The sequence below is a fragment of the Amycolatopsis mongoliensis genome (assembly GCF_030285665.1).
Lineage (GTDB): Bacteria > Actinomycetota > Actinomycetes > Mycobacteriales > Pseudonocardiaceae > Amycolatopsis > Amycolatopsis mongoliensis.
Genome location: NZ_CP127295.1, coordinates 5,930,900 through 5,943,773, shown reverse-complemented (window position 1 = coordinate 5,943,773; position 12,874 = coordinate 5,930,900). Strand labels below are relative to the sequence as shown.

Annotated in this window: 12 protein-coding genes; 2 read left to right on the top strand and 10 right to left on the bottom strand. The window is 71.2% G+C overall.

Annotated elements, in window-relative coordinates; translation table 11 throughout:
• Nucleotides 1-10: 10 nt before the first annotated feature.
• The 10 genes from QRX60_RS28915 to QRX60_RS28870 all read right to left on the bottom strand — a co-directional run bounded on the left by QRX60_RS28915 (nt 11) and on the right by QRX60_RS28870 (nt 10,319).
• Complete coding sequence (locus QRX60_RS28915; RefSeq protein WP_285994571.1) at nt 11-1,273, bottom strand: MlaD family protein; 1,263 nt, start codon at nt 1,271-1,273, stop codon at nt 11-13.
• Nucleotides 1,270-2,610 carry an MlaD family protein gene (locus QRX60_RS28910; RefSeq protein WP_285994570.1) on the bottom strand — a complete coding sequence of 447 codons (1,341 nt, stop codon included), beginning with the start codon at nt 2,608-2,610 and terminating at the stop codon, nt 1,270-1,272. Before QRX60_RS28910 ends, QRX60_RS28915 begins: the two co-directional genes overlap by 4 nt.
• A complete protein-coding gene (locus QRX60_RS28905) occupies nt 2,607-3,893 on the bottom strand; it encodes an MlaD family protein (RefSeq protein ID WP_285994569.1) in 1,287 nt (428 codons plus the stop codon). Before QRX60_RS28905 ends, QRX60_RS28910 begins: the two co-directional genes overlap by 4 nt.
• Nucleotides 3,893-5,263 carry an MlaD family protein gene (locus QRX60_RS28900; protein WP_285994568.1) on the bottom strand — a complete coding sequence of 457 codons (1,371 nt, stop codon included), beginning with the start codon at nt 5,261-5,263 and terminating at the stop codon, nt 3,893-3,895. Before QRX60_RS28900 ends, QRX60_RS28905 begins: the two co-directional genes overlap by 1 nt.
• Entirely contained in the window at nt 5,260-6,489 is a 1,230-nt protein-coding gene (locus QRX60_RS28895) for an MlaD family protein (protein ID WP_285994567.1), read from the bottom strand. The genes QRX60_RS28900 and QRX60_RS28895 overlap by 4 nt, the downstream gene beginning before the upstream one ends.
• 4 nt (nt 6,490-6,493) lie before the next feature.
• On the bottom strand, nt 6,494-7,300 hold the full coding sequence (locus tag QRX60_RS28890; RefSeq protein WP_285994566.1) for an ABC transporter ATP-binding protein: 807 nt from the start codon (nt 7,298-7,300) through the stop codon (nt 6,494-6,496).
• A 13-nt stretch (nt 7,301-7,313) separates the two neighbouring features.
• Nucleotides 7,314-8,180, bottom strand: a complete 867-nt coding sequence (locus QRX60_RS28885) for an ABC transporter permease (protein ID WP_285994565.1) — start codon at nt 8,178-8,180, stop codon at nt 7,314-7,316.
• A gap of 10 nt (nt 8,181-8,190) precedes the next feature.
• Complete coding sequence (locus QRX60_RS28880; RefSeq protein WP_285994564.1) at nt 8,191-9,009, bottom strand: MlaE family ABC transporter permease; 819 nt, start codon at nt 9,007-9,009, stop codon at nt 8,191-8,193.
• The gene (locus tag QRX60_RS28875; protein WP_285994563.1) at nt 9,006-9,386 is read right to left on the bottom strand and encodes a hypothetical protein; all 381 of its coding nucleotides are present in this window, start codon (nt 9,384-9,386) and stop codon (nt 9,006-9,008) included. Before QRX60_RS28875 ends, QRX60_RS28880 begins: the two co-directional genes overlap by 4 nt.
• Nucleotides 9,387-9,647: 261 nt before the next feature.
• Nucleotides 9,648-10,319 carry a response regulator transcription factor gene (locus tag QRX60_RS28870; RefSeq protein WP_285994562.1) on the bottom strand — a complete coding sequence of 224 codons (672 nt, stop codon included), beginning with the start codon at nt 10,317-10,319 and terminating at the stop codon, nt 9,648-9,650.
• A gap of 73 nt (nt 10,320-10,392) precedes the next feature.
• On the opposite strand from QRX60_RS28870, the gene QRX60_RS28865 reads away from it, so the two are divergent.
• Together QRX60_RS28865 and QRX60_RS28860 are read left to right on the top strand one after the other, a co-directional pair.
• Nucleotides 10,393-11,670 (top strand): sensor histidine kinase, encoded by a 1,278-nt coding sequence (locus QRX60_RS28865; RefSeq protein WP_285994561.1) that lies wholly within the window; start codon nt 10,393-10,395, stop codon nt 11,668-11,670.
• A 111-nt stretch (nt 11,671-11,781) separates the two neighbouring features.
• Nucleotides 11,782-12,795 carry a R2-like ligand-binding oxidase gene (locus QRX60_RS28860; RefSeq protein WP_285994560.1) on the top strand — a complete coding sequence of 338 codons (1,014 nt, stop codon included), beginning with the start codon at nt 11,782-11,784 and terminating at the stop codon, nt 12,793-12,795.
• Nucleotides 12,796-12,874: the final 79 nt, after the last annotated feature.

Here is a 12,874-nt window from a genome sequence, read left to right as displayed (position 1 = left end):
CAGTCACTCCCTATCGCGCGGCGGCGGCTTGCAGGGCGGGCAGCAGCGGCAGCAGGCCCGTGACGCTCTCCGGCGAGAGCTGGGCGATGGCGCGGTACGCCCCACCGGTTCCGTCGCGCAGGCTCGTGATCGACCGCGAGTTCGTGACGAACGCGGCCAGGTCGTTCAGGTACGGCAGCACCGCGGTGGTGATCGGGCCCAGCCGGCCGGTCACGTCGTGCAGGTCGCCGAGCGAGGCGTTGAGGTCGCCGACGAACGGACGCAGGTCGCGGACGACGGGTACCGCCTTGTCGACCACCGGCCGGGCGGTGTCGACCGTCTGGCCGAGCTTGTCGACCGTGCCGGTGAACTTCTCCAGCGAGCCGGGCAGGCTCCCGCTCGCCTCGCGCAGCTTGTCCAGGACCGGGTCCAGCTGGGCGCTCAGCGCGCCGATGCTGCCGGTGGCCTGCTCGAGCTGGTGGGTGAAGTCCGGCAGCTGCGCGAGCGCGGCGTCGAAGTCGCCGTTGCGCTGCCCCACCGTCGCCAGCGTCTGCTGGAGGGAGCCGGCCAGCTCGCCGAGCCGCCGGTCGTCGTCACCGGTCGCCGACGCGATCTGCCCCAGCGAGGTGACGAGCTTCTGCAGCGTCTCCTTGCGGGTCTGCAGGGCGGTCGCGACGGGGCGCAGGTCTCGCACCACCTGATCGGTCGCCTCGAGCCCCTTCGGCAGGTTGGCCGGCGCACCGGTCAGCGCGACGTCCGATTCGGACAGCAGCGTGGTCAGCGCTTCCCGGGTGTTGGTGTCCAGGTGCCCGAGTGCTTCGTCGACCTGCACCGGCCGCACCGAGTTGGCGACGGGCAGCACCCCGTCCTCGGGCAGCGGCTTCCCCGGTGGGCCACCGGGGTTCAGCTCGACGTACATCTCGTTCAGCGGGCTCTTCGGGCGCAGCAGGACCCGGGCGTTGTCGTAGACCTTGTGTCCCTGGTCGATCGCCAGCTCGAGCCGCGCGTGCCCGCGGTCGTCGACGCTCGCCCCGCGGATGTCGCCGACGGCCACCCCCGCGATCCGCACCTCCTGCCTGCTCGACGGGTTGATCGCCGGCGCGGACTCGAAGGTGACCGAGAAGTGGGACTTGCCGTCCCACGGCACGCGGACCTGCTGCATCGTCAGGATGTAGCCACCGGCCACCAGTCCCGCGGTCACGAGCGCGGCCACGGCGAGGACGTTGCGCTTGAGCCGCGGTTCGCTGGAGATCCGCTGCCAGGTCCGCCGGACCCGGCCCGGGTGCGCGTTCATCGTCCGCTCCTGTTCTCCGGGGTGGCGCCCTGCAGGTGGGCGAGCGTGTTCATCAGCTGCTCGAAGTTGATCGGGGTGCCGGCGATGCTGCCGCCGCCGAGCCCCGGCTGGAGGCCGACGGCCACGCCGTTCGCGTCGGTGAGCGAGGACGCGCGGTCCATGGTCGAGAACATGTAGCCGACCTCTTTGTAGAACGGCTGGTCGGAGCCGCCGCCGGCGTAGATCCCGGTGCCCTTGAAGGGCGACAGCACCATGGTCATGATCGGGCCGTTGACGCGGTCCAGCACCGGCCCGCGGACGTCGTCGAAGACCTTCGTGGTGCCCTGCGCGGTGGGGACGAGCTGCTCGACCAGCGGCTGCGCGTCGGTGAGCAGGCCGCGCACGTCGGTCAGCAGGGGCCGGGTCCTGGCGAGCACCGGGTCGGCGTGCGCCAGGAACGCGTCGAGCTCGCGCGCGACCGGACGTGCGGGGTCCGCGGTGTCCCGCAGCTTGCCGAGCGTGACACCGAGGTGGGTCAGCCCGTCGTCCGCGTTGTCCAGGGTCCTGGGCAGGCCGGCGATGGCGGTGGCGATGTCGGCTCGCCGGTTGTCGAGCGTCGAGGTGACCTGCTGCAGGTCCCGCACGATCGAGTCGAGCTGCCCCGGCTGCTCGGTCAGCACGCGCGCGGTCGACTCGAACCCGTGCACGAGGTTCGGCAGGTCGGTGCGCGGGTCCGTGCCCTGCAGGCCCTGCAGGACCGGCGTCGTCGCGTCGAGCGTGTCCGGCGCGTCGGCGAGCAGGTCCTCGATCGCCGACTTCCCGCCGGCGCGCAGGGTCTCGTCGAAGTTCCGCGTCGCGGAGCGGATGCCCTGCACCGCGTCGGGCTGCAGGGCGTCCGCGAGCTGCTGCAGCTCCACCGGGGTCTTGGTCCGCTCGACCGGGATGGTGCCGGCGAAGGTGCTCCGGCCGCCGCCCGGGACGAGCTCCACGTAGTACTTGCCGCCGAGGATCGTGGTCGGGCGCAGGGCGGCGCTCGGTGCGGCGCCGAGCTTGCCGGTGACGCCGTCGTCGACCTTCAGCTCGACCAGTGCCGAGCCGTCGCCGGCCCGGTCGACCGCGGACACCACGCCCACCGGCACCCCGGCGATCTTGACCTGGGAGACGAACGGTTGCAGGTGGTAGTCCTGGGCGAACTGGACGCGGACGAGGTCACCGGGCCGCAACGCCGTCGCGACGCGGTCCTTCTCGAGCAGCGCGTAGCCGGCCAGCAAGGTCACCACGAGGATGACGACGCCGAGCTTGAACGCGGACACCGGCCGCCGGCGCCGGGTGCGGGAACGAAGGGCGAGCGCCTTCACCGGTTGCCTCCTGGGATCTTCCGGGCGTCGTGCGCCGCCTCACCCGGTGCGGGATAGGGGTTCCTGGCGACCAGCGGATCCCGCAGACCGCCCTGCCCGAGCACGGACTCCTCGCTGAACAGCAGGTACAACCGCAGGAAGTGGCCGTTGGCGTCCCCGTGCGAGAGCGCGGCGGCCCAGTTCGTGAACCACCCGCTGACTTCCGGCGCGTACGGCGCCAGCACCCGCAGGAACCGGTCGGCACTGTCGAACGTCTGCGTCAGCCGCGGGGCCAGCGGCCGCGCGTCGTCGACGGTCTTCGTCAAGTCGGTCAGGGCGGGCTCGGCCTGCCTGCCGACGTCCGGCACCTTTCCCAGTGGCGGCACCGCTTCCCGCAGCACGCCCCGGAGGTCGGGGGTCGCCTGGCCGAGCGCCCGCGCCCCGGGCACGAGCTGGGCCATGCCGGCGTGCAGGTCCTTGAGCGGTGCCTGCAGCGACTGCAGGCCGGCTCGCGCTGCCTGCAGCGTGCCGGGCGCGCGCTGCACGACGTCGTCGAGCGGTTTCCCGTCGTCCACCGCGACGGCTCGCATCGTCGTGTCCAGCCGGCCGAGCAGTTCCGACAGCTGGTCCTGGCGCCCGGTGAACCGGGCCGACAGCCGGTCGGCCGTGGTCAGCAGCGCGGTCAGGTCGGCACCGTCGTTGGCGGACAGGGCTTTCGAGACGGTCGCGAGGTCGGGCAGCATCCGAGGCGCGGCCTTGAGTGCGTCCTGCAGGTCCGCCGCGTGCCCGCCGGCTCCGCCGCCTGCTTCCCGGACGGTCGAGCCGAGCGCGTCCCGGGTGGGCGCGTCGAGCACGTCCAGCAGGTCGCTCAGTTCCTGGGAGCCCGCGGTGCGCTTGGGCGGGATCACCTCCGCCGGGCCGAGCTTCCCAGTCCCGGGCGAGCCCGGGGTCAGCGCGATGTACTTCTGCCCCAGCGCGGACCGCGAGGCCACCGTGACGCTCTTGGCCTCCGCGGCCGCGTCCCGGTAGATCTCCCGCGTGCCGTCGAGCTGGAGCGTCACCCGCGGGGCCCCGCCGACCAGCCGGACGTCCTTGACGCGGCCGACCCGGACGCTGGCGACGCGGACGTCGTCACCGGGGCGGAGCGCGCCCACGTCCGAGACGTCGGCGTCGACGAGGGTGTAGGTCGCCCCGGGCAACCCCTTGTCGGCCGTGAGCGCGAGCTGCAGCGCGAGGGCGAACACCACCAGCACCACGGCACCCGTGGACACCGAGCGGAACTTGCGGGACCGGCGCTTGGCCATCAGGAACCTCCGAGCAGGAACTGGAGAACGCCGCTCTCCTGGCGCTCGCTGAGCCCGGTCACGCCGCCGTCCGGGGCGACGAGGGACTTCGTGTCGAGCAGGCCCGACGAACCGAGCGCGCCGGGGAGCCCGGGGATCGGCGACGGGGTGGCCGGCTTGCCCGCGCCCGGGATCGTGGGCGGCGGTGGAGTTCCGGTCAGGGACGGCAGCAACCCGGTGATCTCCTCGGGGTGGATGATCGCCTGGCCGCGAAAGTAGTGCGAAAGCCCGTCCCAGCCGTTGGTCGACATCGCCCAGAACCGGAAGAAGTTCAGGACGTTTTCGATGTTGCCGGTCAGCTGCGCGGTGAGCGGGTTCGCCCCGGCGACGGTGCCCCGCAGGCCGGGGCCGGCCTTCCGGAGCTCTTCGACGACCGGGCGTGCCGCGTCCATCAGCTTCTCGGCGCGCTCGAGGACGGGCTTCGCGCTCGTCAGCGCCGGGTCCGCCGACTCGCTGAACCGGCGCAGCTCGTCGCTGACGGCGGAGAGGTTGTCGGTCGTCGGCCGCATTCCCTCGAGCACGGGTGTGGTGGCCTTGGCCGTGCCGGTGAGCTCGGCGAGGGTGTCGCGCGCCGCGGCCAGCGTTCCCGGCAGTTCGGCGAACGAGGCGGCCAGGCCCTCCTGGTTCTTGGCCGTGACGCCGAGCACCTGGCGTGCGGAGTCGACCAGGCCGCCCAGGGTCTTGCCGTTGTCGGCGGCCAGTGCGCCGGCGACCGGCTGCACGTGGTCGACGAGGTCGGTGAGCAGCTGGTTCTGCTGACCGAGCAGCTTCACCAGCCCGTCGGTGTCCTGCATGGACGACGCGAGCGCCTTGATCGAGGCCTGCGCGTTGGCGCCGTTGCCCTGCATGCCCTGGCCCAGCATCGTGACCAGCGCGGCGAGCGACTGACCGGTCGGGTCGTCGATCGTGTTGAGCACCTGGTCGAGGTCGGTTGCCTGGCCGGTCTGCTTGATCGGCAGCACGTCGCCGTCGTTCAGCAGCGGCGCGGAGGCGGTGCCGCGGTCGAGGTCGACAAAGCGCTCGCCCAGCAGGCTGACCGGCTTCACGGTGGCCCGGGCGTCCTTGTGCAGCGGCAGCGCCGATCCGTCGATCTTCAGGGTGACGATCGCCTTGGCGTCGTGGACGCTCATGTCGGCCACCTCGCCGACGGTGACGCCCTTGACCTTCACGTCGTTGCCGACGACCAGCGGGCTCGCGTCGGCGAACTCGGCGGCGATGGTCAGCTTGTCCGGCTGCTCGCCGGAGCCGGTGTTCGTGACCGCGGCGCCCGCCACGGCCGCCGCGACCGCGGTCGTGGCCAGCACGGCCTGGATCTTCCGCCGTGTCCTCATCGGACTCCACCCCCGAACGCGTCGGTCCACGGCTGCCCGGCGATCGCGCCGGGTGCCGGGAACGGGTCGCTGGCCATCCCGGGCGGCATGACCCCGGGGTTGTTGTCGAAACTCGAGATGCCGGCCGGGATGTTGACGCGCATGTAGTGGCCGTTGCTGTCGTAGTTGGCGGCCGAGGAGCCCCAGTTCGACAACCACCCGACCACTTCGGGCGTGTAGGGCCGCAAGAAGCTCAGCGCGGGCGTCAGCGAAGCCACCGCCGAGTTCGTGCCGGGCAGGGCACCGTGGGCACTGTCGAGCAGTCCCGGCGTGAACTGCAGCAGGGTGCCGAGCGACCCCAGGGTCGGCCGCAGCTGCGCCACGGTCGGGCGGAGGTCCGCGAGCACCGGGCGCAGGGTGCGGGCCACGGCGGGCAGGCGGTCGGTCGCGGGGCGGAGGTCGTCCAGCAACGGCACCGCTTTGTCGACCGTGCCGGGCACGTCGGCCAGCGTCCGGTCCGCGGTCCCGAGGGTGCCGGGCAGCTTCCGCAGCGCCGCGCGCAGCTGCTCACGTTGCTGCGCGGCCGCTTCGGTCGCGCCGGACAGCCCGGAAACGATGGCGCGCACCTGCTGGTCACGGTTCACCAGCGTGGTGACCATGCCGTTCAGCTGCCCGGTCAGCTCCTTGATCGCCGGCCCGTCCGAGCCGACGGCGCGCAGCACCCCGCCGAGCGCTTCCACCGTGGGCCCCGCTTTCTGCAGCGTCTGCCGGAGGTCGGTCTCGTTGCCTTCGACGGTGTGGTCGAGTCCCTGCACCAGGGAGCTGAGGTGGCTGCGGGTGGCGGGGTCGAGCGCGGCCAGGACCTTGTCCATCTCGACCGGGTCGGAGACCTTGCCGTCCAGGGTGCCGCCCGGCGGGATGACCGGGTTCGCCTTCGGGCCGTCCCGGACGTCGAGCTGCCGCTCACCCAGCACGGCCTTCCACACGATGCCCGCCGAGGCGCCGGAGTGCAGCGGCGCGAAGTCCTTGGTCAGTCTCATGGTGACCTGTGCCCGTCCGTCCTTGATGGACACGTCGTCGACCTGCCCGGCGTCGAACCCGTTCACCAGGACCTTGCTGCCGGCGATCAAGCCGGTCGCCGACGGCAGCACCACGTTCGCCGGGTACTCGTCGTCGCCCGGGGCGATCAGCAGCGCGGCGGCGGCCACCGCGGCCACCCCCAGTACGAAGAGCGGAATTCTGCGCATCGATTCAGTCCATTCCCAGCGGTCCGGCGGAGTCGCCGGAGAGGAACTGGCGGACGAACGGGTCCGGGGAGTTGAAGGCCTCCTCGGTCGGTCCGTAGTGGACGACCTTGCCCTTCCAGATCACCCCGACGTAGTCGCTGACCTTGCGTGCGGTGCGGATGTCGTGGGTCACCAGCAGGTAGGTCCCGCGGTACTCCTGGTGCATGTCGAGGATCAGGTCGTTGAGCAGGCTGGTGCGGACCGGGTCGAGGCCCGAGTCGGGCTCGTCGAACAGGACGATGTCGGGGTTCATCACCAGCGCCCGCGCGAAGCCGGCCCGCTTGCGCATGCCGCCGGAAACCTCGTTGGGGTACTTGTAGGACGACCGCTCCAGGCCGACTTCCTTGAGCCGCTGGTTGACGATCGCCTCGATCTCGTCCTCGCCCATGTCGGTGTGCTTGCGCAGCGGGAACGCCGTGTTGTCGAAGATGTTCATCGACCCGAACAGCGCGCCGTCCTGGAACAGGACGCCGAACCGCTTGCGCAGTTCGTAGCGTTCCCGTTCGTCGATCTTCCAGATGTCGCGCCCGAAGATCATCACCTCGCCCTGGTCCGGTTCGAGCAGGCCGACGAGGTGCTTGATGAGCACGCTCTTGCCGGTCCCGGACGGGCCGAGGATGGTGGTGATCGCGTTGTCGGCGAATTCCAGGTTGAGCCCCTTCAGCACGTCGAAGCTGCCGAAGGACTTGTGGACGTTCCGCACCTCCATCGTGTGCACCCGCTCCGGTGCGCCGATCGGGTCGACGGCCGTCCCGTTCATCCCGGTGACCATGCGTTCTCCTTGTTCAGTTGCCGATCGGCATGTTCGGGTAGGAGCCCCAGAAGAACCACGTGCCGAGCAACCCGACGACGTGGATGAGCACCATGTTGAGCATCATCGATTTCGCGGTGTTCCTGCCGACGCCGACCGGGCCGCCCGAGGCGTTGTACCCGTAGTAACAACCGACGAAAATGATGATCGTGCCCATCGCGATCATCTTCGAAATCGCGGCCATCAGGTCGTAGGGGTTCTGGAACAGCCAGAAGACGAAGGAATAGCCGCCGCTGGAGACGGTGCCCAACTGGTAGACCGTGACCAGGTGCATCGAGATGAACATCAGGCCGAGCCCGACGATGTACAGGAAGGGCATGCAGAGCCAGGCGGCGGCGATCCGCGTGCCGACGAGGTAGCTGCGCGACTTGATGCCCAGCACCTCCAGCGCGTCGATCTCCTCGGCGATGCGCATCGAACCGATTTCCGCGACCAGCCCGCACCCGACCTTCGCCGCGAAGATGTAGGCCCACATGTAGACCGACATCTCCCGCAGGCCGCAGACGTCGTTGAACACCGCGGAATAGATCGGTGCGCCGACCTGCTTCAGGGTGTAGCTGGCCTCGGTCGCGCACATCGTGCCGACGACGAACTGCATCAGCCAGACGATGATGCCGCTCGACAGGATCAGGATTCCCGCCTGGGCGAACACTTCCGTGACGTGGTGGCGCAGATCCGGCAGGCTGCGCACCGTGCGGCCGGCGAACTTCATGATGTCGCCACCGGCCGCGACGGCGTCCCGCAGCTTCCCCGCCATGCCGCCGAACGTGATGACGACGTCAGGTGTCTTCGTGCGGCCCGCCGGTGTCGCGCCGGGCTCGTGCCGAGCCGTTTCGGTCATTCCGCATCCCTCACTTGAAGACCTGCATGTCGGGGTTCAGTCCGAGGAGCGCGGACGTGTAGACGTAGTTGAAGATCCAGATCGAGGCGAACGAGATGACCACCGCCTGGTTGACCGCGCGGCCGACGCCGATCGGGCCGCCTTGCGCGTTCAGCCCCTTGTAGCAGCAGACGACCGACAGGATCAGTCCGAACGCGAGGGTCTTCACGATGCTGCCCCACATGTCCGTGGTGGTCGCGTTGGACCAGAAGTTCCCGATGAAGGCGGCGCCGGTGGCCCCGAAGATCGGCACGGCGGCGATGTACCCGCCGATCACGCCGCACACCAGCGCGAACACCTCGAGCAGGCCGGTCATCAGGGTGACCGCGATGATCCTCGGCAGCACGAGGGTCCGGACGGGATCGACGCCGAGGACTTGCATGGCGTCGATCTCCTCGCGGATCCGCCGCGCGCCGAGGTCGGCGGCGATGGCCGTGCCCATCACCCCGGCGACGATCATCGCGTCGATCCACGGCGCGAATTCGCGGACGCTGGCCATCAGCAGGAAGGAGCCGAGGCGGTCGGGAATGCCGAGCACGCTGTAGAGGCTGCCGCCCTGCATGCCCGGGCCGGCGAAGCCGAGCGCGGTCGTGGAGATGATGACCGGCAGCCAGCACCGGCGCAACGTCTCGAACATCAGGTCGCGGACTTCGCCCCAGTACCCGAACGGGTGGCGGATCGCGAGCCAGAGGACCCGGCCGAGCAGGTGGACGATTTCGCCGGCTTCGACCAGCGGCCGCTGCACACCGGCGCTCCACCGTCGTGCGAGCGCGGGTTTCGTTGCGGTCACGCCTTTTCGCCTCGCTTCCCGCGAGTGCGGACGACGTGGCCAGCGAAGCCGGCCAGCCCACCGGTGGCGACGGCGACCGCCGCGGTGGCCAGCACCTGCTGCGGCTCGACCGACGCCGAGGCGACGAAACTCAGTGGCAGCACGAAAACGTAACTGCCGACCGCGGTCACGGCTCCCTGGAGGATCGGGTGGTGCGCGTCCCCCGTGCGAAAGCCGGCGAAGGTGAAGGCCACCACGGCGGTGATCAGCAGGAAACTCGCACCCACCAGAGGCGCGACGGCCGCGGCGATCGGCTGCAGCAGGGCACCGATCACCAGGATCACGAAGCCACGCCAGATACCACGGCCGCACGCCTTGGTGTCGATTCCCCGGGACATCGTCACCCGGGTGCCGGACCGGGCGACCGGTTCGGCTCGTGATCGGCTCACCATTCCACCCAACTCCTTCTCCGGGCGTGACCGTGCTTCCGGTCAGGCCGCGTCGCGGGACTGCGATGGTCGGTAATGATGCGGCGCGCGGAACCGGGCGCGCATCACCACCTGGCGGCAAAAGGATGCCCCGTTGGGGTGGGTGCGCCCCAAGGTCCACGGTGGCCTGTCAACGTTGTCGGCGCGTCACCGACGCCCGGGCCGGAACCTCTACTGTGGACGGTCCGCGGGATCGTGGTCGAGCAGGCCGTAGGCACCGGCCAGGCCGGCGGCTTCGACCCGGTTGGCCGCGCCGATCCGGTTCAGCAACGAGGCGACCATGCGCTTGGCCGTGCGCTCGGAGACCAGCATCCGGCCGGCGATGTCCTGGGTCTCGAGGCCGCGGGCGAGCAGCGCCCACAGCCGCAGGTCCTGGGAATCGAGCGTGTCCAGCAGCGTTTCCGGTGGCTTGCGGGTCGTGGTCAGCAGCGCGTCGAGCAGCTCGCCTTCGAGGACCCGGAAGCCGGCGGCCACGGTCAGCAACGGCGCGACGAGGACCTCCGGGTCCGCCGACTTGGTGAGATAGCCGTCCGCTCCGGCGCGCAGAGCCTGCTCGGCGAGTTCCAGATCGTCCGATCCGGACAGTGCGAGCACGCGGGTGGCCGGGTGCCGCCGCTTGATCTGGCGGATCGCGGCCGCTCCGCCCAGCGGCGGCATGGCCAGGTCGACGAGCGCCAGATCGGCCGCGCAGGACTCGACCAGCGCGGGTGCCTCCTCGACGTGGGTGGTGGTGCCCCCCACCTCGAAGCGGTCGCCGGCATTGGTCGTCAGCAGCAGCGCCAGGCCTCTGGCGAACAGTTCGTGGTCGTCCACGACCACGACCACCAGGCGCCGATCAGTCACCGGCCTAGTATGACAGCACGTTCCGCCACCAAGCCGACCGTGGCGGTCACAGCGAGTCATGAGGAGGACCGGCATGCCGGCCGACGGGCGCACCGTGCCGGGCGCGCCGCCGGTCGCCCGGGTGATGGTGGCCGTGCGGCTCGCGGTCGCGCTGTCGGTGGTCCTGCTGCTGGTCGCCGGCGGCGACGACGCCCGGCGGCACCTTCCGTGGGTCGTCGTGACCCTCTCCTTCGCCTCCGGTTACGCCGTCGTCGTCGCGGCGAACCCGCACTGGGAGCTGTACGCCTCGCCGGCGGCCTGGCTGCTCACCGCGCTCGACTCGGCCTTCTCGCTGCTCACGATCGCCATGACCGGCGCGGCGACCAGCCCGGCCGTGGCGATCCTGGTGCTCGTCGTCACGGCCGCGGCCATCCGCCTGCCCCTCGGTCCCACCATGGCGCTCGCCCTCGGGCTCGGCGTCGCCTACCTGGCCGTGGCGCTGCTGGTCGACCCGGGATTCACCTCGTGGCAGGAGCGCCGGCTCCAGGGTCTCTGGTGGACGGGTTACCTGGTGCTCACCGGCCTGCTCGGCGCGAGCCTGTCCCGGCTGGTCGAGCGCGAGCGGGAAGCCGGGATCGCCGCCCGGGTCGAGGCGATGGCCGGGCACGCCGCGGCCGAGGAAGAACGCGATCTGCGGCGGCGGCTCCTCGAGTCGTACCAGTCCCAGCAGGACGGCCTCGCTGTCCTGCTGCACGAATTCCGCACCCCCGTGATCTCGCTCCGTGCGCTGGCCCGGGGGCTCGCCGCGGACGGCGCGCTCGCCCCGGCCGACCGCGAAACGGGCAGCAGGCTGATCGCCGAGCACGCGAACCACCTCTCCGACATGCTCGATGCCCTGGGCGACGTCGCGGCGAGCCGCCGCCCGGCCTTCGGCACCGGCCGGTCCCGGCCGGTGGAGCTGCGGGCCTTGGTGCTGGCCTCGGCGGACGCGGCCGGGCTCCGGCCACCGCGGCTGCGGGTGCACTTCGACGACACGCTGACGGTCACCATCGACGCCCAGCGGTTCCGCCGCGTGCTCACGAACCTGCTCGAGAACGCCGCCCGTCACGGTGAAGGCAAGCCCGTCGACGTCGAGGCCGAGGTCACCGCCGGCCGGCTCCTGCTGCGGGTGCTCGACGGCGGGTCCGGTGTGGACGCGGGCAACCTCGCGAAGCTGACCGGCAAGTTCACCGCGGCCGGGGCGAACCGCGGTACGGCCGGCCTCGGCCTCTGGATCGTCGACCAGATCGTGCAGGCCCTCGGCGGCCGGGTCGGCTTCCGGAACCGCCCCGGCGGCGGGCTGGTCGCCGAGGTCGAGATCCCGGTGGATTGAGCGGGCCGGAAGTTGGCCCGCGCGGGCCAGCCGTGGCGCGCGCGGACCATTACCGCGCCGCGCCGGCCGGGTGATCCTGGCGGTCAGTTCAACCGGACACCTGGAGCGGCCATGTCCCTCACCCGCGATATCGAGCCCAGCCGCCACCTCGGGTTCGGCGGCGGAGCCCGCACCGGGCACCGGCCGGACCCGGTCCCCCGGCAGCTCCTCCGCGACGGCAACGCGGCGTTCTGGAACCCCGACGACATCGACCTCACCCGCGACGAAGCCGACTTCGCCACGCTGTCCCCCGGCGAGCGGCGCCTGACCTGCCTGTTCGTGGCGAACCTCATCGCGGTCGGCGAGTCGGCGCCCCAGGATCTGCAGCCGTTCGTGACGGCGATGGCCACCGAGAACAGGCGGGACGACGAGACCTACCTGACGCAGCTCGTGTTCGAGGAGGCCCAGCACGCCCAGGCGCTCCGCACGTGGTTCGACGCGGTCGGGATGAGTGACTCCCTGCCGTGGTTCACCGAGAACGGGGATGTCCGCCGTCGTAGCTTCCTGGAAGAACTTTCCTGGTCGCTGTACGCGCTCACCGACGACCAGTCACCCGCGGCCCAGATCCGGGCCGCGGTGACGCACAACCACATCCTCGAAGGCTGCCTCGGCTTGACGTGCTACACCGCCGGGGCGCAGATCTGCCGAAACCGCGGGATCCTCCCCGGCCTCCTCCGCATTCTCGAGCACATCGCGGCCGACGAGCGCCGGCACGTCGCCTGGGGCACGTTCACGTGCCGCCGCCACCTCGCGGCCGACGACGAGAACTGGGCGATCGTCCTGCAACGCACGCAGGAACTGCTGCCGCTCGCCACCGAGATGATCGGCGAAATGCTGGCGCCGTTCGGACCGGGAGCACCGTTCGGGATCAGCATGCAGGGGCTGATGGGCTCCGCACTGAGCGACGTCGGCCGCCGCCTCGACTCGGTCGCGCGGGCGCGTGGTCGCCACCCCGAGGAGGTCGACCGCGACCACTCGCCGATGCGCCTCGAGGACGAGATCGAGATGGACGGAAATCGCTCGGGCGGCGAGGACGACCGCCGGACCGTGGTGTCGATCAGGCGTCCGGTGCGACCTGCGCCGTGAACCGGACGGCGGTCCCGGAGAGACCGCCGCCGGCGGGCCGGATGCAGGGTGCCGTCGACCGCGCCCGGTCCGCGACCAC

Coding starts and splice junctions, on each gene's coding strand:
- QRX60_RS28875 (WP_285994563.1), bottom strand. CDS start 9,386: ATGTCCCGGGGAATCGACACCAAGGCGTGCGGCCGTGGTATCTGGCGT.
- QRX60_RS28915 (WP_285994571.1), bottom strand. CDS start 1,273: ATGAACGCGCACCCGGGCCGGGTCCGGCGGACCTGGCAGCGGATCTCC.
- QRX60_RS28900 (WP_285994568.1), bottom strand. CDS start 5,263: ATGAGGACACGGCGGAAGATCCAGGCCGTGCTGGCCACGACCGCGGTC.
- QRX60_RS28860 (WP_285994560.1), top strand. CDS start 11,782: ATGTCCCTCACCCGCGATATCGAGCCCAGCCGCCACCTCGGGTTCGGC.
- QRX60_RS28895 (WP_285994567.1), bottom strand. CDS start 6,489: ATGCGCAGAATTCCGCTCTTCGTACTGGGGGTGGCCGCGGTGGCCGCC.
- QRX60_RS28890 (WP_285994566.1), bottom strand. CDS start 7,300: ATGGTCACCGGGATGAACGGGACGGCCGTCGACCCGATCGGCGCACCG.
- QRX60_RS28905 (WP_285994569.1), bottom strand. CDS start 3,893: ATGGCCAAGCGCCGGTCCCGCAAGTTCCGCTCGGTGTCCACGGGTGCC.
- QRX60_RS28885 (WP_285994565.1), bottom strand. CDS start 8,180: ATGACCGAAACGGCTCGGCACGAGCCCGGCGCGACACCGGCGGGCCGC.
- QRX60_RS28865 (WP_285994561.1), top strand. CDS start 10,393: ATGCCGGCCGACGGGCGCACCGTGCCGGGCGCGCCGCCGGTCGCCCGG.